Source organism: Micromonospora chaiyaphumensis (assembly GCF_900091435.1).
Classification (GTDB): domain Bacteria; phylum Actinomycetota; class Actinomycetes; order Mycobacteriales; family Micromonosporaceae; genus Micromonospora; species Micromonospora chaiyaphumensis.
This window is the reverse complement of sequence record NZ_FMCS01000008.1, coordinates 41,380-67,503: the sequence shown is the minus strand read 5'-3', so window position 1 is coordinate 67,503 and position 26,124 is coordinate 41,380. Positions and strand designations below refer to the sequence as shown.

The 26,124-nt window shown below is 72.4% G+C and carries 24 protein-coding genes; 10 read left to right on the top strand and 14 right to left on the bottom strand.

Going from position 1 to position 26,124, the window contains the following annotated elements:
- The first annotated feature begins 68 nt into the window (after positions 1–68).
- Positions 69–1,346 (top strand): MFS transporter, encoded by a 1,278-nt coding sequence (locus GA0070214_RS21370; protein WP_091266873.1) that lies wholly within the window; start codon positions 69–71, stop codon positions 1,344–1,346.
- A gap of 69 nt (positions 1,347–1,415) precedes the next feature.
- On the opposite strand, the gene GA0070214_RS21365 is transcribed toward GA0070214_RS21370, so the two are convergent.
- On the bottom strand, positions 1,416–3,158 hold the full coding sequence (locus GA0070214_RS21365; RefSeq protein WP_091266869.1) for a bifunctional metallophosphatase/5'-nucleotidase: 1,743 nt from the start codon (positions 3,156–3,158) through the stop codon (positions 1,416–1,418).
- Between the two features lie 284 nt (positions 3,159–3,442).
- Between GA0070214_RS21365 and GA0070214_RS21360 the strand changes: the two genes are divergently transcribed.
- A complete protein-coding gene (locus GA0070214_RS21360) occupies positions 3,443–4,246 on the top strand; it encodes an alpha/beta fold hydrolase (RefSeq protein WP_091266864.1) in 804 nt (267 codons plus the stop codon).
- A gap of 578 nt (positions 4,247–4,824) precedes the next feature.
- Entirely contained in the window at positions 4,825–5,400 is a 576-nt protein-coding gene (locus GA0070214_RS21355) for a hypothetical protein (protein WP_091266861.1), read from the top strand.
- Here GA0070214_RS21355 and GA0070214_RS21350 read toward each other — a convergent pair.
- Positions 5,375–6,103, bottom strand: coding sequence for a histone deacetylase (locus tag GA0070214_RS21350; RefSeq protein ID WP_244167798.1), 729 nt, complete (start codon positions 6,101–6,103; stop codon positions 5,375–5,377). The two genes, GA0070214_RS21355 and GA0070214_RS21350, sit on opposite strands and share 26 nt — an antisense overlap.
- A gap of 4 nt (positions 6,104–6,107) precedes the next feature.
- On the bottom strand, positions 6,108–6,887 hold the full coding sequence (locus GA0070214_RS21345; protein WP_091266853.1) for a phosphodiesterase: 780 nt from the start codon (positions 6,885–6,887) through the stop codon (positions 6,108–6,110).
- Between the two features lie 176 nt (positions 6,888–7,063).
- Between GA0070214_RS21345 and GA0070214_RS21340 the strand changes: the two genes are divergently transcribed.
- Positions 7,064–8,527 carry a diguanylate cyclase domain-containing protein gene (locus GA0070214_RS21340; RefSeq protein WP_091266850.1) on the top strand — a complete coding sequence of 488 codons (1,464 nt, stop codon included), beginning with the start codon at positions 7,064–7,066 and terminating at the stop codon, positions 8,525–8,527.
- A 9-nt stretch (positions 8,528–8,536) separates the two neighbouring features.
- On the opposite strand, the gene GA0070214_RS21335 is transcribed toward GA0070214_RS21340, so the two are convergent.
- Positions 8,537–9,598, bottom strand: a complete 1,062-nt coding sequence (locus GA0070214_RS21335) for an aspartate-semialdehyde dehydrogenase (protein WP_091267603.1) — start codon at positions 9,596–9,598, stop codon at positions 8,537–8,539.
- Between the two features lie 5 nt (positions 9,599–9,603).
- A complete protein-coding gene (locus GA0070214_RS21330; RefSeq protein ID WP_091266848.1) occupies positions 9,604–10,869 on the bottom strand; it encodes an aspartate kinase in 1,266 nt (421 codons plus the stop codon).
- Between the two features lie 241 nt (positions 10,870–11,110).
- Between GA0070214_RS21330 and GA0070214_RS21325 the strand changes: the two genes are divergently transcribed.
- From GA0070214_RS21325 to leuA, 4 genes are all read left to right on the top strand, one after another.
- The gene (locus tag GA0070214_RS21325; protein ID WP_244167797.1) at positions 11,111–11,896 is read left to right on the top strand and encodes a hypothetical protein; all 786 of its coding nucleotides are present in this window, start codon (positions 11,111–11,113) and stop codon (positions 11,894–11,896) included.
- A gap of 86 nt (positions 11,897–11,982) precedes the next feature.
- Positions 11,983–12,513 carry a nitroreductase family protein gene (locus GA0070214_RS21320; protein ID WP_091266845.1) on the top strand — a complete coding sequence of 177 codons (531 nt, stop codon included), beginning with the start codon at positions 11,983–11,985 and terminating at the stop codon, positions 12,511–12,513.
- 387 nt (positions 12,514–12,900) lie between these two features.
- On the top strand, positions 12,901–13,860 hold the full coding sequence (locus tag GA0070214_RS21315; RefSeq protein ID WP_091266842.1) for an MFS transporter: 960 nt from the start codon (positions 12,901–12,903) through the stop codon (positions 13,858–13,860).
- 237 nt (positions 13,861–14,097) lie between these two features.
- On the top strand, positions 14,098–15,849 hold the full coding sequence (gene leuA / locus GA0070214_RS21310) for a 2-isopropylmalate synthase (protein ID WP_091266839.1): 1,752 nt from the start codon (positions 14,098–14,100) through the stop codon (positions 15,847–15,849).
- A gap of 41 nt (positions 15,850–15,890) precedes the next feature.
- Here leuA and GA0070214_RS21305 read toward each other — a convergent pair whose 3' ends face one another.
- Both GA0070214_RS21305 and GA0070214_RS21300 read right to left on the bottom strand, forming a co-directional pair.
- Positions 15,891–16,103: a DUF1737 domain-containing protein gene (locus GA0070214_RS21305; protein WP_091266835.1), complete on the bottom strand. Its 213-nt coding sequence runs from the start codon at positions 16,101–16,103 to the stop codon at positions 15,891–15,893.
- 25 nt (positions 16,104–16,128) lie between these two features.
- Positions 16,129–17,589 (bottom strand): MFS transporter, encoded by a 1,461-nt coding sequence (locus tag GA0070214_RS21300; protein ID WP_091266832.1) that lies wholly within the window; start codon positions 17,587–17,589, stop codon positions 16,129–16,131.
- A 139-nt stretch (positions 17,590–17,728) separates the two neighbouring features.
- Here GA0070214_RS21300 and GA0070214_RS21295 point away from each other — a divergent pair, with 139 nt between their 5' ends.
- The gene (locus GA0070214_RS21295; protein ID WP_244167796.1) at positions 17,729–18,355 is read left to right on the top strand and encodes an HNH endonuclease family protein; all 627 of its coding nucleotides are present in this window, start codon (positions 17,729–17,731) and stop codon (positions 18,353–18,355) included.
- Positions 18,337–18,816 carry a hypothetical protein gene (locus tag GA0070214_RS21290; protein ID WP_091266827.1) on the top strand — a complete coding sequence of 160 codons (480 nt, stop codon included), beginning with the start codon at positions 18,337–18,339 and terminating at the stop codon, positions 18,814–18,816. The genes GA0070214_RS21295 and GA0070214_RS21290 overlap by 19 nt, the downstream gene beginning before the upstream one ends.
- Before the next feature lie 60 nt (positions 18,817–18,876).
- On the opposite strand, the gene GA0070214_RS21285 is transcribed toward GA0070214_RS21290, so the two are convergent.
- The 7 genes from GA0070214_RS21285 to GA0070214_RS21255 form a co-directional block, all read right to left on the bottom strand.
- Positions 18,877–19,983, bottom strand: coding sequence for an ABC transporter ATP-binding protein (locus tag GA0070214_RS21285; RefSeq protein ID WP_091266824.1), 1,107 nt, complete (start codon positions 19,981–19,983; stop codon positions 18,877–18,879).
- Positions 19,980–20,966, bottom strand: coding sequence for an ABC transporter ATP-binding protein (locus tag GA0070214_RS21280; protein WP_091266818.1), 987 nt, complete (start codon positions 20,964–20,966; stop codon positions 19,980–19,982). Before GA0070214_RS21280 ends, GA0070214_RS21285 begins: the two co-directional genes overlap by 4 nt.
- 43 nt (positions 20,967–21,009) lie before the next feature.
- Positions 21,010–22,050, bottom strand: coding sequence for an ABC transporter permease (locus GA0070214_RS21275; protein ID WP_091266815.1), 1,041 nt, complete (start codon positions 22,048–22,050; stop codon positions 21,010–21,012).
- Positions 22,047–23,054: an ABC transporter permease gene (locus GA0070214_RS21270; RefSeq protein WP_091266812.1), complete on the bottom strand. Its 1,008-nt coding sequence runs from the start codon at positions 23,052–23,054 to the stop codon at positions 22,047–22,049. The genes GA0070214_RS21275 and GA0070214_RS21270 overlap by 4 nt, the downstream gene beginning before the upstream one ends.
- Positions 23,055–23,157: 103 nt before the next feature.
- Positions 23,158–24,828: an ABC transporter substrate-binding protein gene (locus GA0070214_RS21265; RefSeq protein ID WP_091266809.1), complete on the bottom strand. Its 1,671-nt coding sequence runs from the start codon at positions 24,826–24,828 to the stop codon at positions 23,158–23,160.
- Positions 24,829–25,161: 333 nt separating this feature from the next.
- The gene (recR, locus tag GA0070214_RS21260; RefSeq protein WP_091266808.1) at positions 25,162–25,755 is read right to left on the bottom strand and encodes a recombination mediator RecR; all 594 of its coding nucleotides are present in this window, start codon (positions 25,753–25,755) and stop codon (positions 25,162–25,164) included.
- Positions 25,756–25,763: 8 nt separating this feature from the next.
- The gene (locus tag GA0070214_RS21255) at positions 25,764–26,072 is read right to left on the bottom strand and encodes a YbaB/EbfC family nucleoid-associated protein (RefSeq protein WP_030502117.1); all 309 of its coding nucleotides are present in this window, start codon (positions 26,070–26,072) and stop codon (positions 25,764–25,766) included.
- Positions 26,073–26,124 lie beyond the last annotated feature (52 nt).

Here is a 26,124-nt window from a genome sequence, read left to right as displayed (position 1 = left end):
CTCTGCCGAGCGCGTAACGGGCGCAAATCCGTTCGCGGGTCGTCGTACCCCCCGCGAAGAATGCAGCCATGCTGCGCCGCGCCCTGCCCGCCCGTCCCGAAGCCCGCCGCATCCTGATCGGCACCCTGCTGTCGGCCGTCGGGCGCGGCCTCACCCTGCCCTTCCTGTTCATCTACCTCACCGACGTGCGCGGGCTGAGCGACACCCGGGCCGGCCTGGTGATCGGCTGGTTCGGCGCGGTGACGCTGGCGCTGTCGCCGCTGGGCGGCACGCTGATCGACCGGTTCGGCGCGCGCCGGGTGGTGCTGCCCTGCCTGGTGATCGAGGCGGTCGGCACCGGCTCGCTGGCCCTGGTCGACTCGACGGCCTCGGCGTTCGGCGTGATGACGCTGATCGCCGTGGGCAGTTCGGCGATCTGGGCCGGCCAGAACACCATCCTCGCCTCGCTCACCGACGACGGTGAGCGGCAGCGGGTGTTCGGCTTGAACTTCGCCCTGCTCAACCTGGGCATCGGTGTGGGCGGCCTGATCTCCGGCGCGGTGGTCGACGTGGCCCGGCCGGCCACCTTCCAGGCCATCTACCTGCTGGACGCGCTGAGCTACCTGATGCCGGGGCTCATCCTGCTCACCCTCCCGCACGTCGGGCACCGGCTGGCCAGGGCCGCGACGGATGCCGCCCGACCGGCCGGGGGCTACCTCACCGTGCTGCGGGACCGGCCGTTCCGCCGGCTGGTCATCTTCGGCCTGGTCCTCACCACCTGCGGCTACGCGCAGATCGAGGTGGGCTTCGCCGCGTACTCGGTGCGGGTGGTGGAGGTGTCGCCGCGGGTGGTGGCCTGGGCGCTCGCCGGCAACACCGTGATGATCGTGCTCTCCCAGCTGCTGGTGATCCGCCGGATGGAGGGGCGGAGCCGGACCGGCGCGCTCGCCGCGGTGGGCGCGGTCTTCGCGGCCGCCTGGCTGGTCCTCGGCGCGGCCGGCGTGATCGGCACGGGCAACGCGCTGCTCGCGGCGCTGGGCGTGGTGGCCTGTTCGGCGATCTTCGGGTTCGGCGAGACGATGCTGTCGCCGGTGATGCCGGCGCTGACCAACGCGCTCGCCACCGACGAGCTGCGCGGGCGCTACAACGCCATGAGCTCGATGATCTTCGGGATCAGCGGGGTCATCGGGCCGGTCACCGCGGGCCCGCTGATCGGCGCGGCGCACGGCCGGCTCTGGGTGGCCGTCGTGGTGGGCGGCTGCCTGACCGCCTCGGTGCTGGCCCTGTCGTTGCGCCGGCTGCTCACCGCCGGTCAGGACGGCCGCGTCGCCGCCGTCGTCCGGGAGCCGGAGCCCGCGCACGCCTGAGCACTGTCGCGGCACGCGAACGGGCCCCGGAGCATCAGCTCCGGGGCCCGTCGTCGTGCGGGTCGGCCGTCAGGCGGCCGGGACCTCCGCGGTGGTCTGGATCCGGTCCAGCGCCGGCGCGGAGACCGGCGACTTCTCGGTCAGGTACGCGGTGAAGGCGTCCAGGTCGATCATGCCGGTGACGGCGTTCGTGCCACCGGTGAGGACGCTGAAGCCGTCGCCACCGCCGGAGAGGAAGTTGTTCACCGTGACGCGGTAGGTCCCGGCGTCGGTGACCGGGGTGCCGTTGATGGTGAGGCTGCCCCGGACCACGCGGGTGCCGGTGCACGGCGAGGCGGCCGGCGCCGTGGTGCCGTTGACGTCGACGACGTAGTGCACGGTCGAGGACGCGTAGAGCACCTTGGCGGTGGTGAACTGCTGCTCCAGCATGCAGTAGAGCTGCGCGCCGGTCAGGTCCAGCGTCACCAGGTTGTTGGCGAACGGCTGGACGGTGAACGCCTCGGCGTAGGTGACCGGGCCGGCGTCGAGGTCGGCGCGGACACCACCGGGGTTCATGAACGCGGCGACCGCGTTCTGCTCGTTGTCGGTGGCCGCGAGCTGGGCGTCGGCGATCACGTTGCCGAGCGGCGACTCACCGGTCTGGTAGGTCGGCTTGCCGTTGACGTCGACCCCGGTCTGGTACAGGTTCTCCTGCGTCTTGGTGAGCACGCTCGCGGTCTCGCCGACCACCTTGTCGGCCACCGGGCCGAGGGCGGTCTTGTAGTGGGTGATCAGGTCGTTCGTGGCCTCGTGCGGGTCGATGGTCCGGGTGACCACGACGTTGTTCGCCGACGCGCTGACGATGTCCTTGGTCCGCCGGTCGATCTTCAGGTCGATGTCGGTGACCAGGCGCCCGAACGAGCTGGCGCTGGTGACCAGCTTGCCGTTGATGTTGCAGTTGTACGCGGCGTGGGTGTGCCCGCTGACGATCACGTCGATGGACGGGTCCATCCGGTTGGCGATGTCGACGATCGGGCCGCTGAACCCGGTGCAGTCGTTGATGCCGCCGCCGTTCTGCACGCCACCCTCGTGCAGCAGCACGACGATGGCCTGCACGCCCTGGGCGCGCAGGACGCGGGCGTACTTGTTGGCGGTCTCCGCCTCGTCGGCGAAGGACAGGCCGGCGACGCCCTGCTGGCTGACGATCTGCGGGGTGCCCTCGAGGGTCATCCCGATGAAGCCGATCTTCACGCCGTCGATCTTCTTGATGCCGTACGGCGGCAGCAGCGGCTTGCCGGTGGCGGTCTTGAAGGCGTTCGCCGACAGGTACTGGAAGTTGGCGCCCTCGAACGGGGTGCCGTCGCCGCAGCCGTCCACCGGGTGGCAGCCGCCGTTCTGCATCCGGAGCAGCTCGGTCGCGCCCTCGTCGAACTCGTGGTTGCCGACGCTGGTGAACTCGAGCCCGGCGAGGTTCATCTCCTCGATGGTGGGCTCGTCGTGGAACGCGGCGGAGAGCAGCGGCGAGGCGCCGATCAGGTCACCGGCGGCGACCGTGACGGTGTGCTCCCGCTCCTCCTCGGTGGTGCCACGCAGCGCGTCGAGGTGGGCGGCCAGGTATGCCGCGCCACCGGCGGGCTTCCCGTCGATGGTGCCGCTGGAACCGGTCGGCGGCTCCAGGTTGCCGTGGAAGTCGTTGATGGCGAGCAGCTTGACGTCGATCGGCTTCGGGCGGGCCTCGGCCTGGTCGGGGTGTACGGCGACCGCGGTGAACGCGGTGGCGGCGAGTGCGGCCAGGCCGACGGCGGCCCGGCGGCGCATCCCGGGGACGGACATGGAACTCCTCGTGAGATACCGGCGCGTGGTGTCCGGACGATGGTTCGCCCGGTGACCCTGACCGTGCCGTGACAGGGGTCGATCGCGAAGTCGGCAGTCGGGGGACACCGCTTCACCGGGGGCAAGCTTCTCATCCGGCGGGCGAGAGGTCGACCGGAGCGGCACAGCGGAATGGTGGATATGGACGGCGACCTGTACCGGTCTGCCCGACGAGTCGGACATGACGGGCAGGTGAAATCCTTCACGGCTCCCCGCTGTCGGCCGTGTGCAGTAGGAAAGGAGCCATGACGTCGAACGGCACCACCTGGACGGTGGACTCGGTGCGCTCCGCGGACGGCACCACGATCGCCTACGAGACGGCCGGCGACGGGCCGCCCATCATCCTGGTCGGCGGGGCCTTCAACGACCGGAGCACCACCCGCGCGCTGGCCGCCGCGCTCAGCGCCGACTTCACCGTGTACGGCTACGACCGCCGGGGTCGCGGCGGCAGCGGTGACACCGGGCCGTACGCGGTGCAGCGCGAGATCGAGGACGTGGCAGCCCTGACCGACCGGGCGGGCGGCACCGCTCACCTCTACGGCCTCTCCTCCGGCGCGATCCTCGCCGCGTACGCGGCCGCCGAGGGGGTGCCGCTCACCGGGCTGGCCCTCTTCGAGCCGCCGTTCCAGGCCGGCCCGCACGGCGGCCGGAAGCCGGGCCTGGCCGAGCGGTTGAGCGAGCTGGTCTCCGCCGGCCGGCGCGACGACGCGGTCGCCCTCTTCCTGACCGACGCGGTCGGTGTGCCCGCCGAGGCGGTCGGCGCGATGCGCGAGGCCCCCGAGTGGGGCTGGATGGCGGGGCTGGCGCACACCCTGGCCTACGACACCACGGTCACGGGCTCCGGCGGCCTGCCCGCCGACCGGCTCGCGGCGATCGCCGCCCCGACCGTGGTGGTGGACAGCACCGGCAGCCCGCCGTGGCTCCGGGACGCCGCCGTGGCGACCGCCGAGGCGATCCCCGGGGCGACCCACCTCAGCCTGGCGGGTGGCTTCCACGAGGTGCCGCCGGAGGTGCTGGCCCCCGCGCTGCGCGACGCCCTGCTCGGCTGAGTCCGGCCGACCTGCCGGCGACCCGTGTCCTACGCCCACGGCGCCGGCTCCCAGGGACCAGGGAGCCGGCGCCGTGCGCGGGGCGGACCAGCAGGAGGGTGCGGCACCTGCTGATCCACGATCAGGTGTCGCGGCCCCTTCATGTCACGTGCAGAATCTTGCTCGCGCAACCTTCCCGGGAGTAAATACATCCGCGGACGAGCCGAACACGACCGATCGGTGGTCAACATCTGCCGGTCCGCCGGTCGCATCCGGCCGAAGGCCTGGCCCTGGCGGCAGCGCCGGTCGTGCGCGCGCCGTTGCGGGGATCCACCGGCGGCCGAGGGGTTGGATCGGACATTTCGCTCGGCATGACGATCGGCGAGTGATCGCCTGCGGCCGGCCGGGAATGTCGACAGTCCGATCTCGACCATCGCCTGCACGACGCGGCGCCGACGTGCCGAGCAGGAAGATCGACTGGCTGTTGAGCTGCGGCTACCTGTCCGGAACAGATCGAAAGTGAAGAATTTTATTTGAATCGCCGGGTGGGTCACGGGTACCGGATGGATGCACGAATGAGCCAGAGGAAGGAAGAGTTCATGCATGCAGCACGTCTCCGGACCGCCTCCGTCGCCCTGGCCGCGAGCGTAGGCCTGGTCCTCGCCACGACGGGCGTCGCGCAGGCCGCCCCGGTGAGCCAGCAGGCCCAGCAGGCGCCGGCGGCCGCCCCCGCGGCGTCCGCGGTGAGCACGCCCGTCACCGGCAGCTTCACCGACGCGCTGGGCGGGGTCGGCAGCTTCACCGGCACCTTCACGCCCACCCGGTTCGTCAACCAGAACGGCCAGCTCGCCGCCGTGGGCACGCTGGCCGGCACCCTCACCAACTCCGCCGGCACCTCGCTCGGCGCGATCAGTCAGCAGATCACCGTGCCGGTCCAGGCCAGCGCCACCTGCGACATCCTCAATCTCGACCTCGGCCCGCTGGACTTGAACCTGCTCGGTCTTCAGGTGCACCTCGACGAGGTCGTGCTCGACATCACCGCGCAGCAGGGCCCGGGCAACCTGCTCGGCAACCTGCTCTGCGCCGTCGCCGGCCTGCTCGACAACACCGGCGGCGCGGGCGGCGTCTTGAACGGGATCGTCGCCCTGCTCAACCGGATCCTCGGGGCACTCTGATCCGCCCCGACTCCGCGGAGCTGAGGGCGGAGGCCATCGGGACCCGGTCCCGGTGGCCTCCGCCGCGTCCCGCCCCACCGACCGCGTCCTCGGCCAGGTGGCCGACCCGCGACCGGGGCCAGTTCCCCCGCACGCCGGGCCGGGCGGCCAGGTAGCCGGTGATCCGCGCGACGCCCCAGCCGTGCGCCTCGCGCAGTCCGCGGGCGAGCATCCCGAGGTAGACCGGCGCGGGCGAGGCCCACGCCACCTCGGACGCCGCATGCGGGGCCGTGAACGTGAGCATCGGCAGGCCGTCACGCGTGCCCACCCGGAGCAGGGTCTCGTAGCGACCCGGGCCGAGGGTGGCCCGGCCGGTCTCCGCCGCCACCCGGATCAGGTCCAGGTCCGTCCCGGGCGGCCGGTACATCTCCTGCGCCGCGATGTCGGCGAACTGCTCGACCGTCACCAGGTAGCCCCGCACGGCCGCGCGTCCGCGCAGCTCCGGGTCGTAGAACGCCATCCCGCCGGTCCAGGCCCGCGACTCGCCAGCGAAGTAGACGCCGCCGGGGATCAGCCCCGCGACCGTCCGGCGCGGTGGCCGGCAGTCCCGGCAGCCCGGGTACGTGCGCAGCCCGCCGGGTGGGCGCCCGCCCCGCAGGTACCGGTCGAGCCGCGCCGCGTGCAGGTTCGAGCCGTACGCGACGTACCAGAGCAGCCGCTCCACGGGTTCAGAACCAGCAGGTCCGCCCGGCGGAATGGCTGACCTGGACGGTGTGCGTCACGCAGCCCCCGTCGGCCACCCGGTGCAGCAGGAACGCGGTGGGCTCGGCGACCCACCCGATCTCCTCCTCGTCCGTCATGGCGAGGCTGACCTGCATCCAGGTGCTCGGCGCGGTGGTCAGCACCGTGCCGGCGAAGGCGCTGGTGACCGGCCGGTGCAGGTGGCCGGCGGCGACCCGCACCACGTGGGGGTGCCGACTGATCACCTCAGCGAGAGCGCCGGCATCGGTGAGCCCCATGGCGTCCATGGCCGGCACGCCGACCGCCACCGGCGGATGGTGCAGAAACACCACGGCGGGCACCTCGGCGCGACCGGCCAGCACGCCGTCGAGCCAGCCGAGCTGGTCGTCGCCGAGCCGCCCGGCGTCGCTGCCGGGGGCGAGCGAGTCGAGCACCACGAGCGTGCCGTCCGGCTGGTCCACGTGGTAGTAGGCCGAGAAGCCACCGCCCAGGTACGGGGTGCCGCCGAAGGTGTCGAGCAGGGACTCCCGGTCGTCGTGGTTGCCGGCGGCGAGGTGGACGGGCAGCGGGAAGCGCCCGATGATCTCGCGCAGCGCGAGGTACTCGTCCGGTCGGCCGTTGCTCACGAGGTCGCCGGTGATCACCACGCAGTCCGGCCGGGGGCGCAGGGCCAGCACCCGCCCGAGTGCCCGGTGCAGCCCGGACGCGGGCTCGGCGGCGAGCAGGCCGGTGGTCACATGCGGGTCGCTGAGCTGGGCGATGAGCATCGGCGCCTCCTGACGAGCCCGGGACCCTCACGCTATCGCCGCCGCACCCCGCCGCGCGGCCCCCTCATGCCCACAGGCCCCGTCCACAGCCTGTGGATAGCACATGTGTACGAAGGTCGCGGGCTGCCGCGCTGGGTACCCTTGATCGCGCCCCGCCCCCTCCGAGCAGGAACGACGTGGATCACGAGCGAGTCGTCCGGGACGTCACGGTCCGCCTTCCGATGGCGTCGACCGCGCTGGAGGCGTGCCAGTGGACCGTCTCGGCGCTCGCCCGGCACACCCCGGCGACGATCTCGATCCTGCTCGGGGTCCATGACTCGCTCCGCTGCGTCGCGGCCAGCGGCGCCTGGCAGGTCTTCTCGACCGTGCCGGCACAGGCCGGGAGCGACGACTCCGGCACGCCGCGCCGGGACCAGCAGCGTTCGATCGTCGCGCGGGTGTACGGCTCCGGCGAGCCGGCCGTCGTCCCCGACGTGACCGCCGATCCCGACTACCTCCCGGTACGCCCCGACGTCACGGCCGAGATCTGCGTGCCGGTGCGGGACCGGGCGGGCCGGCCGCTCGGCGTGCTGGACCTCCAGTGGAGCGGCCCGGTCGAGACGGAGCGGTGGCGGAGGACCGCCCAGCGGATGGCCGACCGGCTCGGCGCCCGGATCGCCACGCTCGGCGGCCCGCCCGCCGAAAGCCGCAGCGAGAAGCTGCTCCGGCACACCGCCGCCATGACCAGCGCCCCCACCGACTGGGACCTGATGACCGCCGCGATCGCCGCGGCCCGGGACGTCTCGGCGCTCGCCGCCGCCGTGCTGGTCCTCCCCGGCCCGCGCGAACCCCGGCTGGGCACGCCGACGGGCACTCCCGGCGCGCTGGAGGCCCGGATGCGGGCCGAGCTGGCCGAGGCCGGCCCGGCGGCGCTCGCCCGGATGATCGCCCGCGCGCACCGGCACGGCTCGGCGTACACGCTGGGCGAGGAGGGGCACCCGCCGACCGCGGACTACCTGCCGTTGACCCGGGCCGGGGCGCGCACCCTGGTGGCGGTGCCCGTCGGCCCCACGGAGGGTGGCGGCGTGCTGCTGGTCGCCGACGAGCGGCTGCTGCGGCCCGACCCGACCACGGTCAACCTCATCGAGCTGCTGGCCGGGCAGGCGTGGATCTGCCTCGACCGGCTGCGTACGCTCGCCCGGCTGCGCGAGCAGGCCAGCTCGGACCCGCTCACCGGGCTGCGCCACACCGGGCCGTTCGGGCAGCGGATCGCGAGCGCTACGCCGGGGCGTACCGCCCTGCTGGCGATCGACGTGGACGGCTTCAAGGACGTCAACGACACGTACGGCCACCAGGCCGGCGACCAGCTGCTGGTGGGGCTGGCCCGGGCGCTGGAGGGTGCGCTGCGCCAGGGCGACGAGCTCTACCGCACCGGCGGCGACGAGTTCGTCGCGGTGATCGAGGTGAGCCGCCCCGAGGAGGCCGTCCGGATCGCCGAGCGGCTCACCGCGGCCGCCCGCCGCACCGGCCGGACGATCAGCGTCGGCGTCGCCCTGCCGCGGCCCGGCGAGTCGCCGGAGCGGACCCTCCGCCGCGCCGACCAGGCCCTCTACGCGGTGAAGCGGGACGGCCGAGACGGCGTGCACCTCTCCGCCGCCTGAGCTACGGGCTCAGGGCCGGGTCAGCTCCTTGGCCAGGAGTTCGGCGATCTGCGCGGTGTTCAGGGCGGCGCCCTTGCGGAGGTTGTCGCCCGTGACGAAGAGGTCGAGGGCGCGCGGGTCGTCGACGGCGCGGCGGATGCGGCCGACCCAGGAGGGGTCGGTGCCCACCGCGTCGATCGGCATGGGGAACTCGCCGGCGGCCGGGTCGTCGACCAGGATCACGCCGGGCGCGTTGCGCAGCACCTCGCGGGCGCCCTCGGCGTCGACCTCGGTGGCGAAGACCGCGTGCACCGCGACCGAGTGACCGGTCACCACCGGCACCCGAACGCAGGTCGCGGAGACCTTGAGGTCGGGCAGCCCGAGGATCTTGCGCGACTCGTTGCGCATCTTCAGCTCCTCGGACGACCAGCCGCCGTCGGCGAGCGAGCCGGCCCAGGGCACCACGTTGAGCGCGAGCGGCGCCGGGAACGGGCCCACCTCGTCGCCGACCGCCTGCCGGACGTCGCCGGGCCGGGAGCCGAGCACCCGGTCCCCGGCGATCTTGCCGAGCTGGGCGTGCAGCGTGTCCACGCCGGCCTGCCCCGCACCGGAGACCGCCTGGTACGAGGCGAGGACCAGCTCGCGCAGCCCGTACTCCCGGTGCAGCGGGGCGATCGCCACGATCATCGCGAGGGTCGTGCAGTTGGCGTTGGCGATGATCCCCTTCGGTCGGTTGCGGACCTGCTCGGGGTTGATCTCGGGCACGACGAGCGGCACGTCGCGGTCCATGCGGAACGCGCCGGAGTTGTCCACGGCGACGGCGCCCCGGCTGACCGCGACCGGCGCCCACTCGGCCGAGACCGCGTCCGGGACGTCGAACATCGCCACGTCCACGCCGTCGAACGCCTCGGGGGTGAGCGCCTGGACGGTCAGCGACTCGCCCCGGCACTGGATCTGGCGGCCGACCGAGCGCTCGGAGGCGAGCAACCGGATCTCGCCCCACACGTTGCGGCGGGAGGAGAGGATCTGGCACATCACCGTGCCGACGGCGCCGGTTGCCCCGACCACGGCGAGGGTGGGCAGCGACGACATCCGCACTACCGCCCGGTGCCGGCGTAGACGACGGCTTCGGTGTCACCGCCCAGGTCGAAGGCGTCGTGGATGGCCCGGACCGCCTTGTCGAGGTCGGTGTCCCGGCAGACCACCGAGACCCGGATCTCCGAGGTGGAGATCATCTCGATGTTCACCCCGGCCGCGCCGAGGGCGGCGAAGAAGCCGGCCGCGACACCCGGGTGCGAGCGCATGCCGGCGCCGATCAGCGAGACCTTGCCGACGTGGTCGTCGTAGAGCAGGCCCTTGAACTTGACCTGCTCCTGGATCTTGCTGAGCGCGGCCATGGCGGTCGGGCCGTCGGTCTTGGGCAGGGTGAACGAGATGTCGGTGCGGCCGGTGCCCTCGGTGGACACGTTCTGCACGATCATGTCGATGTTGATCTCGGCGCCGGCCACCGTGTCGAAGATCCGCGCGGCGGCGCCCGGCTCGTCGGGCACCCCGACGATCGTGATCTTCGCCTCGCTGCGGTCGTGGGCGACCCCGGTGATCAGTGCCTGTTCCACAGGAAGGTCCTCCATCGATCCGGTGACCATCGTGCCGGTGTTGGTCGAGTATGACGAACGGACGTGGATCGGCAAGCCTGCGCGCCGGGCGTACTCGACGCTGCGCAGGTGCAGCACCTTGGCGCCGCAGGCGGCCAGTTCCAGCATCTCCTCGTAGGTGATGTGCTTGATGTGCCGGGCGTTCGGCACGATCCGCGGGTCGGCGCTGAACACGCCGTCCACGTCGGTGTAGATCTCGCAGACGTCCGCGTCGAGCGCGGCGGCGAGGGCCACGGCGGTCGTGTCCGACCCGCCCCGGCCCAGCGTGGTGACGTCCTTGGTGTCCTGCGAGACGCCCTGGAAGCCCGCGACGATGACCACGGCGCCCTCGTCCAGCGCGCCCTTGAGACGGCCCGGGGTGACGTCGATGATCCGCGCCCGGCCGTGCACCGAGGTGGTGAGCACGCCGGCCTGGGAGCCGGTGAACGAGCGGGCCTCGTACCCCAGGTTGTGGATGGCCATGGCGAGCAGCGCCATGGAGATCCGCTCCCCGGCGGTGAGCAGCATGTCCAGCTCGCGGCCGGGCGGCAGGGGGCTGACCTGGTTGGCCAGGTCGAGCAGCTCGTCGGTGGTGTCGCCCATGGCGGAGACCACCACGACCACGTCGTCGCCGGCCTTGCGGGCCGCCACGATGCGCTCGGCCACCCGCTTGATCCGCTCGGCGTTGGCGACGGAGGACCCGCCGTACTTCTGCACCACGAGTGCCACGACGGTGCACTCCCTCCCAGCGACGACCCTGAGCGTGCCGGCGCCGCCGGTTACTTCGGTCCGGCGGCGCGTGTCAGACCTCCCCAGGGTATCGGGCGGCGCGCGGCGCCGGGTCGGGTGATCCCACCATCCGGCCCGGCGTGGGGCGGCTCACCGGCCCCGAGCCGGCCCTGCGACACGCCGGCCGGAACACCCGTGCGGCGGGCTCCCCGGAGCCCGGCCGGCACCGCAGAATGTCCCGGTGCACGCACATCGACGCGCCGCCCGGCGGCTGACCGGCGTCCTGGCGCTCGCCCTGCCGGCGCTCCTGGCCGCCTGCACCACCGACCCGCCGAGCCCGGCACCGACCAGCACCGCCGACCCGGTTCCGGCTGAGGTCGACGCGGCGCGGGACGAACTGGCCGCGCTGGCCGCCGCCGCGCAGGACCGGCACCTCACCGCCACGTACGCCTACGAGCCGGGCGACGGCGCGACCCGGACGGTCACGGTGACCAGCGCGAACGACGGCACCTGGCGGGTGGACGTGCCCGGTTGGGGGCAGGGCGGCACGGTCGACGTCTCGCTCGCCGCCACCGGCGACGGGCTCTTCCAGTGCGCCCTGCCCTCGGCCGGCTGGGCGCAGCCGGCGGGCTGCGTACGCCTCGGCGACGCCGACGACGCCGTGCCCCGCAGGCTGGACCCGCGGGTGCAGCACCCGTTCACCGACTGGCTGGAGGTGCTCACCGACCGGCGCGCGCCGCTCGCCGTCTCACCGGCCGCGCCGCTGCCCGGGGTGCGCGGCGAGTGCTACTCGGTCGAGTCGACCTCGGCCTCGCTGAACGCCCCGCTGGACGTGGGGATCTACTGCTACCTCCCGGACGGCACCCCGGCGGCCGTGCGGGCGGCCTTCGGCACCCTGAAGCTGGCCGGCGAGCCGGGCGCGGCGCCGGCCACCGTGCCGCTGGCCGGGCCGGTCAGTGAGGGCGGCGAGCCGGTGAGCCGGGATGCGGCGTCGCCGACCGACAGCCCGACCGCGGGAACGCCCTGACCCCGATGTCCGTTACGGGTGCTCTTGGCCACATCTGACCGGGGGCGAGCGAGGGCACAAAACACCCATCAGTGATGCTTTGCCACATGCCTGACCTCACCCCGCTGCTCGCCTTCCGCTGGAGCCCGCGCGCCTTCGACCCGGCCGCCGAGCTGACCGGTGACGAGGCCACCTCCCTCCTGGAGGCCGCCCGCTGGGCGCCCTCGGCCGGCAACGCCCAGCCGTGGCGCTTCGCGCTCGGCCACCGGCACGACGAGACGTGGAAGCGCATCCTGGTCAACCTGCCCGAGGGCGACCAGCGGTGGGTACCGCACGCCGCCGCCCTGGTCGTCGGGGCGCACACCGGCGGCGACCCGGAACGGGCCGCGTACGACCTGGGTCAGGCCGTCGCCCACCTGACCGTGCAGGCCACCGCGCTCGGCCTGCACGCGCACCAGCTCACCCGCCTCGACCGGGCCGGCCTCGCCACCGAGCTGGACCTGGCCGCCGGGGTCCGGCCCCTCGTGGTGGTCGCGATCGGCCGGCTCGGGGACCCGTCCGCGCTTCCCGAGGACCTGCGGGACCGGGAGACCGCACTGCGCCGCCGGCGACCGCTCGCCACCCTGCTGCTCGCCTGAGCCGGCGACCGGGGATTCGCCCCAGACTGAAAGTGCTCGCGCCGGGCCCCGGGGGCACGGTTCACTCACCGCCCATGGGGGCCAGAGAGATCATCCGCACCGCCGTCCACCACGTCGTGCCGCCGGCCGGGCTGACCCGCGCCCTGGCCGTGCAGGCCATGGTCTACGCCGTCGGCAACGGCCTGTTCCAGGCCGGCAGCGCCGTCTTCTTCACCCGGGCGCTCGGGCTCAGCGCCGCCCAGGTGGGGCTGGGCCTGTCCATCGCGGCGGGGGTGTCGCTGCTGGGCACCGTGCCGCTGGGCGGGCTCACCGACCGGTACGGACCGCAGCGGGTGTGGACGCTCGGACTGGTGCTGGAGGCGGCGCTCTTCGCGAACGTACCCGTTCGTGGGCGGCTTCGCCGGTTTCCTCGCCGTGGTGGTGACGCTGGCCGCCGTGCACGCCGCGACGGGCGTGGCCGTGCAGGTCTACTCGATCAACGCGGTCCCCCCGGCCGAACGGGTCACCGCGATGGCCTACCAGCGGTCGTTGCTGAACGTCGGGTTCGGGCTCGGCGCGGCGATCAGCGGCCTGGTGCTGGCGGTGGACACGATCGCGGCGTACCGGGGGATGGTCTGGTTCATCGCGGCGGTCTTCGGAGTGACGGCACTCTTCGTGCGGCGGCTGCCCCGGCTGCCCGAGGTGGCCCGCCCGGCCGAGCCGATGAGCCGGTTCGCCGTGCTGCGGGACCGGCCGTTCATGGCGGTCTCCCTGCTCTCCGGGCTGCTCACCGCGCATCAGACGCTCTACCTGACGGTGCTGCCGCTCTGGATCCTCACTCACACCGACGCGCCGAAGACGGTGATCGCCGGGCTGGTGCTGCTCAACACGGTCCTCATCGTGCTGCTCCAGGTACGCGCCAGCCGGGGCGCCGACACCGCGCCGGGCGCGGCCCGGGCGTCCCGCCGGGGCGCCCTGCTGATCGCCCTGTTCTGCCTGGTCGTGCCGATCTCCGGGGTGACCCGGGGCGCGCTCACGCTGGTGGTGCTGGTGGCGGCCGCGCTGCTGCTGATCGTGGCCGAGCTGGTCGAGTCCGCGGGCACCTGGGGGCTCACCGCCACCCTCCCGCCGGCCGCCCAGCGCGGCGCGTACGTGGGGGCGTTCCGGCTCGGCACGCAGTTGCAGTACCTGATCGCCCCGGCCGGGCTGACCGCCCTGGGCGTGACCACCGGGGGCTGGGGCTGGTTCCCGACGGCGGCGGTCTTCGCGCTGGTCGGGCTGGCGCTCGTGCCCGTGGTGGCCTGGGCCGGCCGCACGCCTCGGCTGGGCGCGGCGGCCCCGGAGCAGACCGTGACTCCGGTCCCATAGTCCGGACCTGGCTTCCCACCCCCGGCCTCGCCACGTAGGGTGACCTTGTCATGTGGCGGGCGTACCTTCTCCTTGGCTGCCGCGACGAGGCCTGACCGGCCGGCACCTCGTCGCGGAGTTGAACCGCGCCGTCCAGCACATCCGAACTTCCTCTCGGCACCGCCGCGCACCGTCGCCCGGCATCCGCCGACACCTTCCGATCTGCTGACGCCACATGTTCCCAGGGAGCACTCCGAGATGGCTCAACCTGTCACCGACGCCGAGACCGATCCGATCGCCCGGCAGCGCCCCAGCCGGATGCCGTTCCAGCGTTACCTGCCCTACCACCAGCAGTTCCGGTTCGACCTGCCGGACCGCGCCTGGCCCACCCGCCGCGTCGAGGCCGCGCCCCGCTGGTGCGCCGTCGACCTCCGCGACGGCAACCAGGCCCTGATCGACCCGATGTCGCCGGAGCGCAAGCGCCGGATGTTCCAGCTCCTGGTGCAGATGGGCTACAAGGAGATCGAGGTCGGCTTCCCGTCGGCCAGCCAGACCGACTACGACTTCGTGCGGCAGCTGATCGAGCAGGACCTGATCCCCGAGGACGTCACCATCCAGGTGCTGACCCAGTGCCGGGAGCACCTGATCGACCGCACCTTCGAGTCGCTGCGCGGCGCCCGCCGGGCCATCGTGCACTTCTACAACTCGACCTCGACGCTCCAGCGCCGGGTGGTCTTCGGGCTGGACCGGGACGGCATCACCGACATCGCCACCACGGGCGCCCGGCTCTGCCAGAAGTACGCGGAGATCCACACCCCGGACACCGACATCCACTACGAGTACTCGCCGGAGTCGTACACGGGCACCGAGCTGGAGTACGCGCTGGAGGTCTGCGCCAAGGTCATCGAGGTGGTCGACCCCACCCCGGACCGGAAGCTGATCGTCAACCTGCCGGCCACCGTCGAGATGGCCATGCCGAACGTCTACGCCGACTCGATCGAGTGGATGCACCGGCACCTGCCCCGCCGGGACAGCCTGGTGCTGAGCCTGCACCCGCACAACGACCGGGGCACAGGGGTGGCCGCCGCCGAGCTGGGCCTGCTGGCCGGCGCCGACCGGATCGAGGGCTGCCTGTTCGGCAACGGCGAGCGCACTGGCAACGTCGACCTCGTCACCCTGGGGCTGAACATGTTCTCCCAGGGCATCGACCCGATGATCGACTTCTCGAACATCGACGAGGTCAAGCGCGCCGTCGAATACTGCAACCAGCTGCCGGTGCACGAGCGCCACCCGTACGCGGGCGACCTGGTCTACACCGCCTTCTCCGGCTCGCACCAGGACGCGATCAAGAAGGGCTTCGACGCGCTGCACGCCGACGCGGCGGCGGCCGGGGTGCCGGTCGACGAGTTCACCTGGGCCGTGCCCTACCTGCCGATCGACCCGAAGGACCTGGGCCGCACCTACGAGGCGGTCATCCGGGTCAACTCGCAGTCCGGCAAGGGCGGCGTCGCCTACATCATGAAGTCCGAGCACCAGCTCGACCTGCCGCGCCGCCTCCAGATCGAGTTCTCCGGCGTGGTCCAGCAGGTCACCGACCACGACGGTGGCGAGGTCGAGCCGGGCACCATGTGGGAGATCTTCGCCCGCAACTATCTCGTCGACCACCAGGTCGACCCGGCCGTCACCCTGGCCGGCTACGCCATCGGCACCGCCGACGGCAAGGTCGAGATCGAGGCCCGGATCGGCTACGACGGCGACGTCCAGCCGCTCACCGCGGTCGGCAACGGCCCCATCGACGCGTACGTCAACGCGCTCCAGTCGCTGGGCGTGGCCGTGCGGGTGCTCGACTACCACGAGCACGCGCTCTCCTCCGGTGGGGACGCGCAGGCCGCCGCGTACGTGGAGTGCGAGGTCGACGGCCGGACCGTCTGGGGCGTCGGTGTCGACGCCAACATCGTGACCGCCTCGATCAAGGCGGTCACCAGCGCGGTCAACCGCGCGCGGAGCTGACCGACGGCTGGTCGGGCCCGCCGCGCGGGCCCGACCAGCCGCTAGACCGGCACGACGGTGGGGTTGCCGTCGTCGAGGACGACCGCCTGCGCCACGATCACCCGCTGCCCGTCGAAGGTGGCCGCCGGCGAGCCGTGCAGGCGATAGCCGTCGGCCAGCAGCTCGCTGACCCGCCGGCAGAAGTCGGCGTCGTCGGGCCCGGTCAGCAGCCGGTACCGCAGCCGGACCGGCCCTGCACTCTCCTGATCACCCATGGCCCGACGCTAACAGCGCCCCCGTTCATCGCCCGTGGGGCGGCGTCGCGTGGGGGCCGGGTGCGCTTCCGGGCGGGCGGTGGATGAGCAGCCCGGCCAGGAGCGCGCCGACCAGCAGCAGGCCGGCGCACCAGAGCATCGCCCCGCGGAAAGCGCCGGCCAGCGCGCTCTTCTGCTCGTAGCCGCTGCCGGAGAGGCCGACCAGCAGCGGCAGCGCGGCCACCGCGAGCAGGCCGCCGGCCCGGGAGGCGGCGTTGTTGAAGCCACTCGCCACCCCGGCGAACCGGTCCGCCACCGCGGCCAGCACCGACGCGGTCAGCGGGGCGACCACCAGGGTGAGCCCCGCGCCGAACAGGAGCACCCCGGGCAGCACGTCCGTCCAGTACGACGCACCGGGGCCGACCCGGCGCAGCAGGAGCAGGCCGGCCGCGGCGACCACCGGGCCGACGGTGAGCGGCAGCCGGGGGCCGATCCGGGCGGCGAGCGCCCCGGCCCGGGCCGAACCGACGAGCAGCAGCAGCGTCATCGGCACGGTGGCCAGGCCGGTGAGCAGCGCCGACCAGCCGACGACGTTCTGCAGGTAGACGGCGAGGAAGAAGGTGAACCCGCCGAGGGCCGCGTAGACCACCACGGTGAAGACGTTCAGCACCGAGAAGAGCCGGCTGCCGAACAGCCCGGTCGGCAGCATGGCGGTGTCGCCGCGGCGCCGCTCGACCAGCACGAACACCACCGCGCCGAGCACCCCGAGCACCGCCGCGGCCAGCACCGCCGGGGAGCCGGCGCCGCGCGCCGGGGCGTCGATCAGGGCGTACGTGACGCCGCCGAGCGCCAGCGCGCCGAGCAGCGCACCGGCCACGTCGAACCCCCGGCCGGCACCGGTACGCGACGTGGCCTCGTCCCGGCTCTCCGGCACCCAGCGCAGCGCGGCGAGCACCACCCCGACGGCCAGGGGCAGGTTCACGAAGAAGATCCACCGCCAGGAGAGCGCGTCGATGAGCCAGCCGCCGAGGAGCGGGCCGAGCGCGGTGGAGACGCCGGAGAGCCCGGACCAGGTGCCGATGGCGCGGGCGCGGTCGTCCGGGTGGAAGCTGGCCTGGAGCACGGAGAGCGAGCCGGGGGTGAGCAGTGCCCCGCCGGCGCCCTGGAGGAACCGGGCGGCGATCAGCCAGCCGGTCCCCTGCGCGAGCCCGCAGAGCACCGACGCCACGGCGAACCACACCACCCCGAGCAGGAAGATCCGCCGCCGCCCGAACCGGTCGCCGAGCGCGCCGCCGAGCAGCACGAAGGCGGCCAGCATGAGCAGGTAACCGTTGACCGTCCACTGCAGACCCGCCACGGTGGCGTCCAGTTCCGCGCCGAGCCGGGGCAGCGCCACGTTGACCACGGTGCTGTCGAGGAAGACCATGCCGGAGGCGAGGACCGCGGCGAGCAGCGTGCCGCGCCCGGCGGCGGAGCCGAGGCGCAGCTCGGGAGCGGGTGCGGTCATGGGTAACCACTCTGCCGGGACCTCCACTCCCGACGCCACGAATCTGGGAAACCGTCGCCGGGTACTGTGCGGACTCGCCCGGAGCACGCAAGCTGGAGAGGTGTCGTCTGTGCGTACGAGATCAGGAGCCCGTGCCGGGATGGCGGTCGCGCTCACCGCGGTGCTCGCCCTCGGCGCGGCCGGCTGTGTGCCGGTCGACGAGCCGGACACGCCGCCGAGCAGCACCGGCAACGTCGACCAGCAGCTCGGCGAGCTGACCGTGGCCGCCGCCGGGTCGATGAAGGGCTACAGCCGGACCCGCTTCCCGCACTGGCGGGACACCGGCAAGAACTGCGACGTGCGGGACAGCGTGCTGCAACGGGACGGTGAGGGCATCAAGCTCTCCGGCTGCAACGTGGTCGACGGCCGCTGGGAGAGCGCGTACGACGGGCTGGCGCTGACCGATCCGGCCGACGTGGACATCGACCACGTCGTGCCGCTGGCGAACGCCTGGCGGTCCGGCGCCGACGAGTGGGACGACTCGAAGCGCGGCGACTTCGCCAACGACCTCACCCGGCCGCAGCTCATCGCGGTTTCCCTCCGCTCCAACCGGGCAAAGGGTGACCAGGACCCGTCCCAGTGGAAGCCGGCGAACCGGTCGTACTGGTGCCAGTACGCCGCGGACTGGGTGACGGTCAAGCACTACTGGCGGCTGACGGTGACCAGTGCCGAGAAGGCCGCCCTCACCGACATGTTGGAGGGCTGCACATGGGCGAACAAGCCGTGACCGGGGCCGGTGGCGCGCCGGCGCCGGAGAGGACGCCGGACAGCACCGGCGAGGACGCCGCGGCGGCCGCCGGCGGCGCGACAGCACCCGGCCCGACCTCGGCCGGGATGACGGCCGACGGCACGCCGGCCGCGCCCGCCGACGTCTCCGGGGCCGGGATGTCCGCCGACGCGACGCCGGCCGCACCAGCCGCGGCCCCGCCGGCACCCGGATCGCCGGAACGGACCAGCGACATCACGGCCGGCCCGGGCGGCGTGATGACCGACGAGGTCGGCGTGGTGACCGGCGACCTCACCCTGCGCACCGAGTACGCCGACGGCCAGGTCACCCTGCGGGTGCAGTACAAGGACGCCGACGAGTGGTACGCGGTGACCGGCGGCCGGGTGCCGCTGGCCGACCCGGCCGCGCTGGACGCCGTGCACACCGTCGCGGTGGCCCTGCTCAACCGACCCGAGGGCTGACCCGCTTCGAACGCGACGAGGCCCCTTCCCCGACCGGGGAAGGGGCCTCGCGTCGTCACGTCACGGGGTCGGGATCAGCTCGCCGGTGTCGCCCGGCGCGGCGCCGTCGTCCGGCCGGACCAGCTCCGGCTCCACCTCGTGCGGCCGGATCCGGCCGGCGGCGATGTCCTCCGCGTAGTGGCAGGCCACCCGGTGCCCGTCGAGCACCTGGCGCAGCGCCGGCCGCTCCTCAGCGCAGCGGGTCGGCTGGGCCCACGGGCAGCGGGTGTGGAACCGGCAGCCGGCCGGCGGGTTCGTCGGCGAGGGCAGGTCGCCGGCGAGCAGGATCCGCTCGCGGCGGTCCTCCACCTGCGGGTCCGGCACCGGCACGGCCGACATGAGCGCCTTCGTGTACGGGTGCATCGGCTCCCGGTAGAGGTCGTCGCTGGACGCCTCCTCCACCAGGCCGCCGAGGTACATCACCCCGACCGTGTCGGCGATGTGCCGGACCACCGCCAGGTCGTGAGCGATGATCAGGTACGTCAGGCCGTGCTCGTTCTGGAGTTCCTCCAGCAGGTTGATCACCTGGGCCTGGATGGACACGTCCAGCGCGGAGACCGGCTCGTCGGCGACGATCAGGTCCGGGTCGAGCACCAGCGCCCGGGCGATGCCGATGCGCTGCCGCTGGCCGCCGGAGAACTCGTGCGGGTACTTGCTCAGCGCCGAGGCGGGCAGGCCGACCGCGGCCAGCGCCTCGCGGAGCCGCTTCGCGGTGGCCGCCTTGTCCTTGGCCAGGCCGTGCGCCTTGAGGCCCTCGACCAGCAGCGACTCCACCGACTGGCGGGGGTCGAGGCTGGACAGCGGATCCTGGAAGATCATCTGGATCCGGCGGCGCATCTTGCGCATCGCCTCGCCCTTGAGCGCGCGGACGTCGGTGCCGTCGAAGACGACCTCGCCGTCGGTCGGCTCGACCAGCCGCAGCAGGCCCCGGCCCAGGGTGGACTTGCCGCACCCCGACTCGCCCACCAGCCCGTACGTCTCGCCCTTGTTGATGGAGAGCGAGACGCCGTCGACGGCGTAGACGTGACCGACGGTGCGGTCGAAGAGCACGCCGCTCTTGATCGGGAAGTGGACCTTGACGTCGCGCAGTTCGACAAGTGGTCCGGTCCGTTCGGTCGACTCGGTCACGGCACCGCCACCTCCTCGGAAACGGGGTTGTTGCAGCGCAGGTCGCCGCCGGTCGCGGTGGGTTCGAGCGGAGGCGTGCCCTCCAGGCAGGCGTCCACCACGTTGTCGCAGCGGGGGGCGAACGCGCAGCCCTCGACCCACGGGATGTTGTCGGCCACCGAGCCGCGGATGGCGTGCAGCCGCTCGCCCCGCGGCGAGTCCAGCCGCGGCACCGAGTTCAGCAGCCCGTGCGTGTACGGGTGCCGCGGCCGGGCGAACAGCTCGTGCCGCTCGGCCCGCTCGACCACCTTGCCGCCGTAGAGCACGTTGACCGTGTCGCAGAGGCCGGCCACCACGCCCAGGTCGTGCGTGATCATGATGAGCGCGGTGCCGGTCTCGTCGACGAGCTGCTTGAGCAGGGTGAGGATCTGCGCCTGGATGGTCACGTCCAGCGCCGTGGTCGGCTCGTCCGCGATCAGCAGCCGCGGCTTGCACGCCAGCGCGATGGCGATGAGCGCGCGCTGCCGCATGCCGCCGGAGATCTGGTGCGGATATTCCTTGAGCCGCCGCATCGGGTCCGGGATGCCGACCGCGTCGAGCAGCTCCCGGGCCTCCTTCATGGCCACCTTGCGGTCCATCCCGCGGTGCCGCTCCAGCACCTCGGCCACCTGGACGCCGATGGGCACGACCGGGTTCAACGACGACAGCGGGTCCTGGAAGATCATGCCGATGTCCCGGCCGCGCCGGTCCCGCATGTCGTCCGGGCGCAGCTTGAGCAGGTCGGCGCCGTCGAAGTTGACCTCGCCGGTGACCTTGTTGCCCCGCCGGGGCAGCAGGCCCATGATCGCCAGGCTGGTCACGCTCTTGCCGCAGCCGGACTCGCCGACCAGGCCCACGGTCTGCCCCGGCTCCACACTGAAGCTGACCTTGTCGACCGCCGTGAACGGCCGCTCACCGCGACGCTGGAACACCACGCTCAGATCGCGTACGTCGAGCAGGCTCATCGGGTCACTTCCTCACCGTGCTGGTCCTTGGTCCGCATCGCCGTCACCGCCGGCTCTTCGGGTCGATCGCCTCGCGCATGCCCTCACCCAGCAGGGTGAAGCCGAGCGCGACCACGATGATCGCGATGGCCGGGTAGTAGGCCAGCTCCGGCCGGACCTCGAAGTAGCGCTGACCGTCCACACCGAGCATCAGGCCCCACTCGGCCCGGTTGATGTCGGGGTCGCCGAGGCCGAGGAAGGAGAGCGACGCCGCCTCCAGGATCGCGGTGGAGAGGGTCAGCGTGGCCTGCACGATCACCGCGGTCATCGCGTTGGGCAGCATGTGCCGCAGCACGATCGAGCCCTGCTTGACGCCGAGCGCGCGGGCGGCCAGCACGTGGTCGCTCTCCCGCTGGGCGAGCATCGACCCGCGCAACAGCCTCGCGAAGATCGGCACGTTGACGATGGCCACCGCCAGGATGACCGTCCACTGGCTGGACCGGCTGGCCATGGCCACCAGGCTGATGGCCAGCAGCAGGGCCGGCAGCGCCAGCATCACGTCGGTGACGCGCATCAGGATGTTGTCGACCCAGCCGCCGAAGGCGCCGGCGATCGCGCCGATCAGCACGCCCAGGGCCAGCCCGATGAGCGTGGCGAGCACGCCGACGAAGAGGGTCTGCCGGCTGCCGTGGATCATGCGGGACAGGAAGTCCCGGCCGAGCGGGTCGGAGCCGAACGGGAACTCGCTGCTGGCCCCGGGGATGCTGTCGACGGTCAGGTTCTTCGTCAGCTCGTCGAAGCGCTGCGCGGGGTCGTGCGGCGCGAGCAGCGGCGCGAAGATGGCGACCAGGACGAACAGCGCCACGATGGACGCGCCGACGATCGCCGTCGGGTTGCGCCGCAGCCGGCGGAACGCGTCCCGGAGCAGGCTGACGCCGCCCTTGTCGGCGGTGGCCTGGGCCAGCTGCTCCAGCCGGGCGCGCTTGCGCTCGCCGAGCCGGTCGATGCCGCGCGGCAGGGTGCCCTCGCGCTTCTCCTCGACGGCCGAGGAGTCCACGCTCTCGCGCGGGGTGCCCACCGTGGGCCGGGTGATCGGGTCACTCATCGCACACGCACCCTCGGGTCGATGAAGGCGTAGGAGAGGTCGACCAGGAGGTTGACCACCACGAAGACCAGTGCGGCCAGCAGGATCAGCGCCTGGAGCACCGGGTAGTCGCGGCCGCCGCTGATCGAGTTGTAGATCAGCGTGCCGAGGCCGCCCCAGTTGTAGACCCGCTCGGTGAGCACCGCGCCGGAGAGCAGCGCGCCCGTCTGCAGGCCGATGGTGGTGACCACCGGCAGGAGGGCGTTGCGCAGGATGTGCCGGCCCCGGATGGTCTTGTGGCGCAGACCCTTCGCCTCGGCGGTGCGGACGAAGTCCTCGTTGAGCACGTCGAGCACGCTGGCCCGGGTGATCCGGACGATCACCGCGAGCGGGATGGTGGCCAGGGTGAGTGCCGGCAGGATGAGGTGCCACAGCGCGTCGGCGCTGGCGTCGAACTCGCGGGTGAGCAGCCCGTCGAGGACGAAGAAGCCGGTGACTTCGGTGTTGTCCACCCCGGTGCTCATCCGGCCCGAGGGCGGGAACCAGTGCATGTTCTGGGTGAACACGTCCTTGAGCAGGTAGCCCAGGAAGAAGATCGGGATCGAGATGCCGAGCAGGGTGCCGGCGATGCTCATGTTGTCGAGCAGCCGGCCGCGGTGCCGGGCGGCCAGGTAGCCGAGCGGCACGCCGAGCCCGATGGCGATGATCATGGCGGCCGCGGCCAGCTCGATGGTGGCCGGGAAGGCGCGGCCGATCACCTCGGTGACCGGGTCGCCGCTCCGGATCGAGTTGCCGAAGTCGCCGGTCAGCAGCCGCTGCATGAACTTGGCGTACTGCACCAGGATCGGCTGGTCGTAGCCGAGGGCCTTGACCAGCAGGGCCCGCCGCTCCGGCGTGGCCCGCTCACCGAGCAGCGCCTCGATCGGGCCGCCGGGGAGGTTCCGCAGCCAGACGAAGACCAGCAAGGACAGCCCTATCAGGGTCACCACCAGTTGCAGCAGGCGGCGGACTATGACTCGCAACATCTCTCACACACCAGATTCTCGGTAACAGCGGGTCGGCCCGGGCCGGGAGAGAGAGCCCGGCCCGGGCCGATTCCGCGTACGGTGTCAGCGGTCAGGAGCGCCTTCAGCCAACGCTGACGGTGTTGAACCGCTCGTCGGTCAGGGGGCTGGCGACCAGACCCTTGACGTCCTTGGTGACCACGATGGCCGGCGGGGCGTGCCAGACCGGCACGGCCGGCAGCCACTTGGCGGCGATGTCGCGGTTGACCTGCTCCCACGCGGTCTTCTTGCCGGCCTCGTCGACCGTGGCGTCGGCCTTGGTGATGGCGTCGAACATCTCGGTCATCGCCTGGTCGCCGAACTCGACCTTGGCGCGGCCGAAGAAGGTGCCGACGAAGTTGCCCGGGTCGTTGTAGTCACCGGTCCAGCCGAGGATGTGCAGGTCGTGCTTGCCGAACTGCTGCACGTCGTCCTTGTAGCCACCGTTCCACGGGCGGGCCACACCGTTGACCTTGATGCCGACGGCCTGCAGGTCGTTGGCCAGGACGGTGAAGATCTCCTGCGGGTTCGGCATGTACGGCCGGGAGACGTCGGTCGGGTAGTAGAAGTTGAGCGTCAGGTTCTCGGCGCCCGCCTCCTTGAGCAGCTGCTTGGCCTTGTCGACGTTGTAGTCGTACTTCTGCACGTCCTGGGCGTAGCCGAGCACGGTGTCCGGCATGAACTCGTCGGCGACCTTGGTGCCACCCGGGCCCTTGGTCTGGACGAGCGCCTGACGGTTGAGGGCGTAGGCGATCGCCTGGCGCACCCGCAGGTCCTTCAGCTTCGGGTTCTTCTGGTTGAAGCCGAGGTAGAGGATGTTGAACGCCGGGCGGTCGAGGACCTGGAAGCCCTCACCCGCGAGCGCCTTCCGGTCGGCCGGAGCCGGGAAGTCGATGCCCTGGACGGTGCCCGCCCGCAGCTCCTGCTTACGGGTGTTCTCGTCCTCGATGATCTTGATGACGAGCTTGTCGACCTTGGCCTTCTCGCCCCAGTAGTCGGGGTTCCGGTTCAGGGTGATCTCACCCTTGGCCTTGTCCCAGCCGCCGAAGGTGAAGGGGCCGGTGCCCACCGGGTGCTCGTTGGCGTACGCGCTGTACTCGAACGAGTCGCCGTTCTGCTTCACCGTGTCGGCGTCGTACTTCTTCAGCGCCTCGGGGCTCGCGATCGAGAGCGCGGTCAGCGCGAAGGCACCGGGGAAGGCGCCCTTGTAGCGGTTCATCGTGACGACGGCGGTGCCGTCGTCCTTCGCCTCGCACTTGTTGTAGACCGGGTCGCCCGCGCCCTCGGCCTCGTTCTTGGCGAAGCCGCCGAAGACGTCCGAGTAGTAGATCATCTGCGACTGGGCGGCGGCGCCCTTCATGTTGAACCAGCGGTCGAAGTTGAAGCAGACCGCGGCGGCGTTGAACGGGGTGCCGTCGTGGAACTTCACGTTCTTGCGCAGGTGGAAGGTCCAGACCTTGCCCTCCGGGTCGTGCTCCCAGCTCTCCGCCAGGGCGCCCTGCAGATCGGCCGTACCCGGCTTGTTCTGCACGAGGGTGTCGTACATCTGCCGGATCGGCCGGAAGGACTCGCCGTCGTCGTTGAAGATCGGGTCGAAGTTCTTCGGGTTACCGGCGCCCGCGAAGACGAAGGTGCCGCCGGTCTTGGCCCCACCGCTGTCCTCGTCGCGCTCGCTCTTGGCGCAGCCGGACGCCCCGACCGCCAGAGCGGCGGCGGCCGCGAGGGCCACGGCCGCTTTAAGCCTGCTCGCCTGCATCTCTCACCTCTGTCATGCGCATGTGTCCACGCCGAGCTGTGACTCAGTCCGTGTGCGGGAGGCTATGACACGACACACAGAATGCGGAACGCCCGCGAGGCAATCGCTATCAAGCCGACACCAAGTGGCCGGGTCTGACAGCGCGCGATCTCCCGACAAACAGGACTGTCACAGCCATGAGCAGATAGTGGGACCGGACGGATCACCGCAAAAGCGGACAGTCGCCGGCCGGGCGGCGAGGACGTGGCGAACCACACCCGTCTCACATTCCGGATACGCGAACGATGCCGGCCGGCCCCCACAAGGGGACCGGCCGGCGGTACGTCGCTCCGGTCAGATCGCCCGGCGGCCCTCGAACGCGCGGCCCAGGGTGATCTCGTCGGCGTATTCCAGGTCGCCACCGACCGGCAGGCCGCTGGCCAGCCGGGTCACCGCGATGCCCATCGGCTTCACCATCAGCGCCAGGTAGGTCGCGGTCGCCTCACCCTCGGTGTTCGGGTCGGTGGCGAGGATCAGCTCGCGGACCGCGCCCCCGCCCAGCCGGGTCATCAGCTCCCGGATCCGCAGGTTGTCCGGGCCGATGCCCTCCAGCGGGTTGATGGCGCCGCCGAGCACGTGGTAGCGGCCGCGGAACTCACCGGTCCGCTCGATCGCCACGACGTCCTTCGGCTCCTCGACCACGCAGAGCACCTCGTCGGTGCGCCGCGGGTCACGGCAGATCCGGCACTGCTCCGACTCGGCCACGTTGTAGCAGGTGGTGCAGAACCGCACCAGATCCTTGACCTTGCGCAGCGCACCGGCCAGCCGGTTCACGTCGGCGGGGTCCGCCGAGAGGACGTGGAACGCGATCCGCTGGGCGCTCTTCGGGCCCACGCCCGGGAGCCGGCCCAGCTCGTCGATCAGGTCCTGGATGGCACCCTCGTACATCTGCCGGCTCAGAACCCGGGCAGGCCGAGGCCGCCCATGCCGCCCGCGACCGGGCCCATCTTCTTCTCGGTCAGCTCCCGGGCCGCCTCGGCGGCGTTGTGCACGGCGGCGACGACCAGGTCCTCCAGCGTCTCCACGTCCTCCGGGTCGACCGCCTTCGGGTCGATCTTGATCGCCTTCAGCTCACCGGTGCCGGCGACGGTGGCGGTGACCAGGCCCCCACCGGCGGTGCCGGTCAGCTCGGCCTCGGCCAGCTCGGCCTGGGCCTTGGCGATCTGCTGCTGCATCTTCTGCGCCTGCTTCAGCATCTGCTGCATGTTCGGCTGTCCACCTGGGCGCACGGACGGCTCCTTCTCGCACTCGTCTGAT

Coding starts and splice junctions, on each gene's coding strand:
- GA0070214_RS21290 (WP_091266827.1), top strand. CDS start 18,337: ATGGGCGAACAAGCCGTGACCGGGGCCGGTGGCGCGCCGGCGCCGGAG.
- GA0070214_RS21320 (WP_091266845.1), top strand. CDS start 11,983: ATGCCTGACCTCACCCCGCTGCTCGCCTTCCGCTGGAGCCCGCGCGCC.
- GA0070214_RS21345 (WP_091266853.1), bottom strand. CDS start 6,887: ATGCTCATCGCCCAGCTCAGCGACCCGCATGTGACCACCGGCCTGCTC.
- GA0070214_RS21300 (WP_091266832.1), bottom strand. CDS start 17,589: ATGACCGCACCCGCTCCCGAGCTGCGCCTCGGCTCCGCCGCCGGGCGC.
- GA0070214_RS21295 (WP_244167796.1), top strand. CDS start 17,729: ATGGCGGTCGCGCTCACCGCGGTGCTCGCCCTCGGCGCGGCCGGCTGT.
- GA0070214_RS21365 (WP_091266869.1), bottom strand. CDS start 3,158: ATGTCCGTCCCCGGGATGCGCCGCCGGGCCGCCGTCGGCCTGGCCGCA.
- GA0070214_RS21280 (WP_091266818.1), bottom strand. CDS start 20,966: ATGAGCCTGCTCGACGTACGCGATCTGAGCGTGGTGTTCCAGCGTCGC.
- GA0070214_RS21255 (WP_030502117.1), bottom strand. CDS start 26,072: ATGCAGCAGATGCTGAAGCAGGCGCAGAAGATGCAGCAGCAGATCGCC.
- GA0070214_RS21265 (WP_091266809.1), bottom strand. CDS start 24,828: ATGCAGGCGAGCAGGCTTAAAGCGGCCGTGGCCCTCGCGGCCGCCGCC.
- GA0070214_RS21335 (WP_091267603.1), bottom strand. CDS start 9,598: ATGTCGTCGCTGCCCACCCTCGCCGTGGTCGGGGCAACCGGCGCCGTC.
- GA0070214_RS21360 (WP_091266864.1), top strand. CDS start 3,443: ATGACGTCGAACGGCACCACCTGGACGGTGGACTCGGTGCGCTCCGCG.
- GA0070214_RS21305 (WP_091266835.1), bottom strand. CDS start 16,103: ATGGGTGATCAGGAGAGTGCAGGGCCGGTCCGGCTGCGGTACCGGCTG.
- leuA (WP_091266839.1), top strand. CDS start 14,098: ATGGCTCAACCTGTCACCGACGCCGAGACCGATCCGATCGCCCGGCAG.
- GA0070214_RS21275 (WP_091266815.1), bottom strand. CDS start 22,050: ATGAGTGACCCGATCACCCGGCCCACGGTGGGCACCCCGCGCGAGAGC.
- recR (WP_091266808.1), bottom strand. CDS start 25,755: ATGTACGAGGGTGCCATCCAGGACCTGATCGACGAGCTGGGCCGGCTC.
- GA0070214_RS21355 (WP_091266861.1), top strand. CDS start 4,825: ATGCATGCAGCACGTCTCCGGACCGCCTCCGTCGCCCTGGCCGCGAGC.
- GA0070214_RS21370 (WP_091266873.1), top strand. CDS start 69: ATGCTGCGCCGCGCCCTGCCCGCCCGTCCCGAAGCCCGCCGCATCCTG.
- GA0070214_RS21270 (WP_091266812.1), bottom strand. CDS start 23,054: ATGTTGCGAGTCATAGTCCGCCGCCTGCTGCAACTGGTGGTGACCCTG.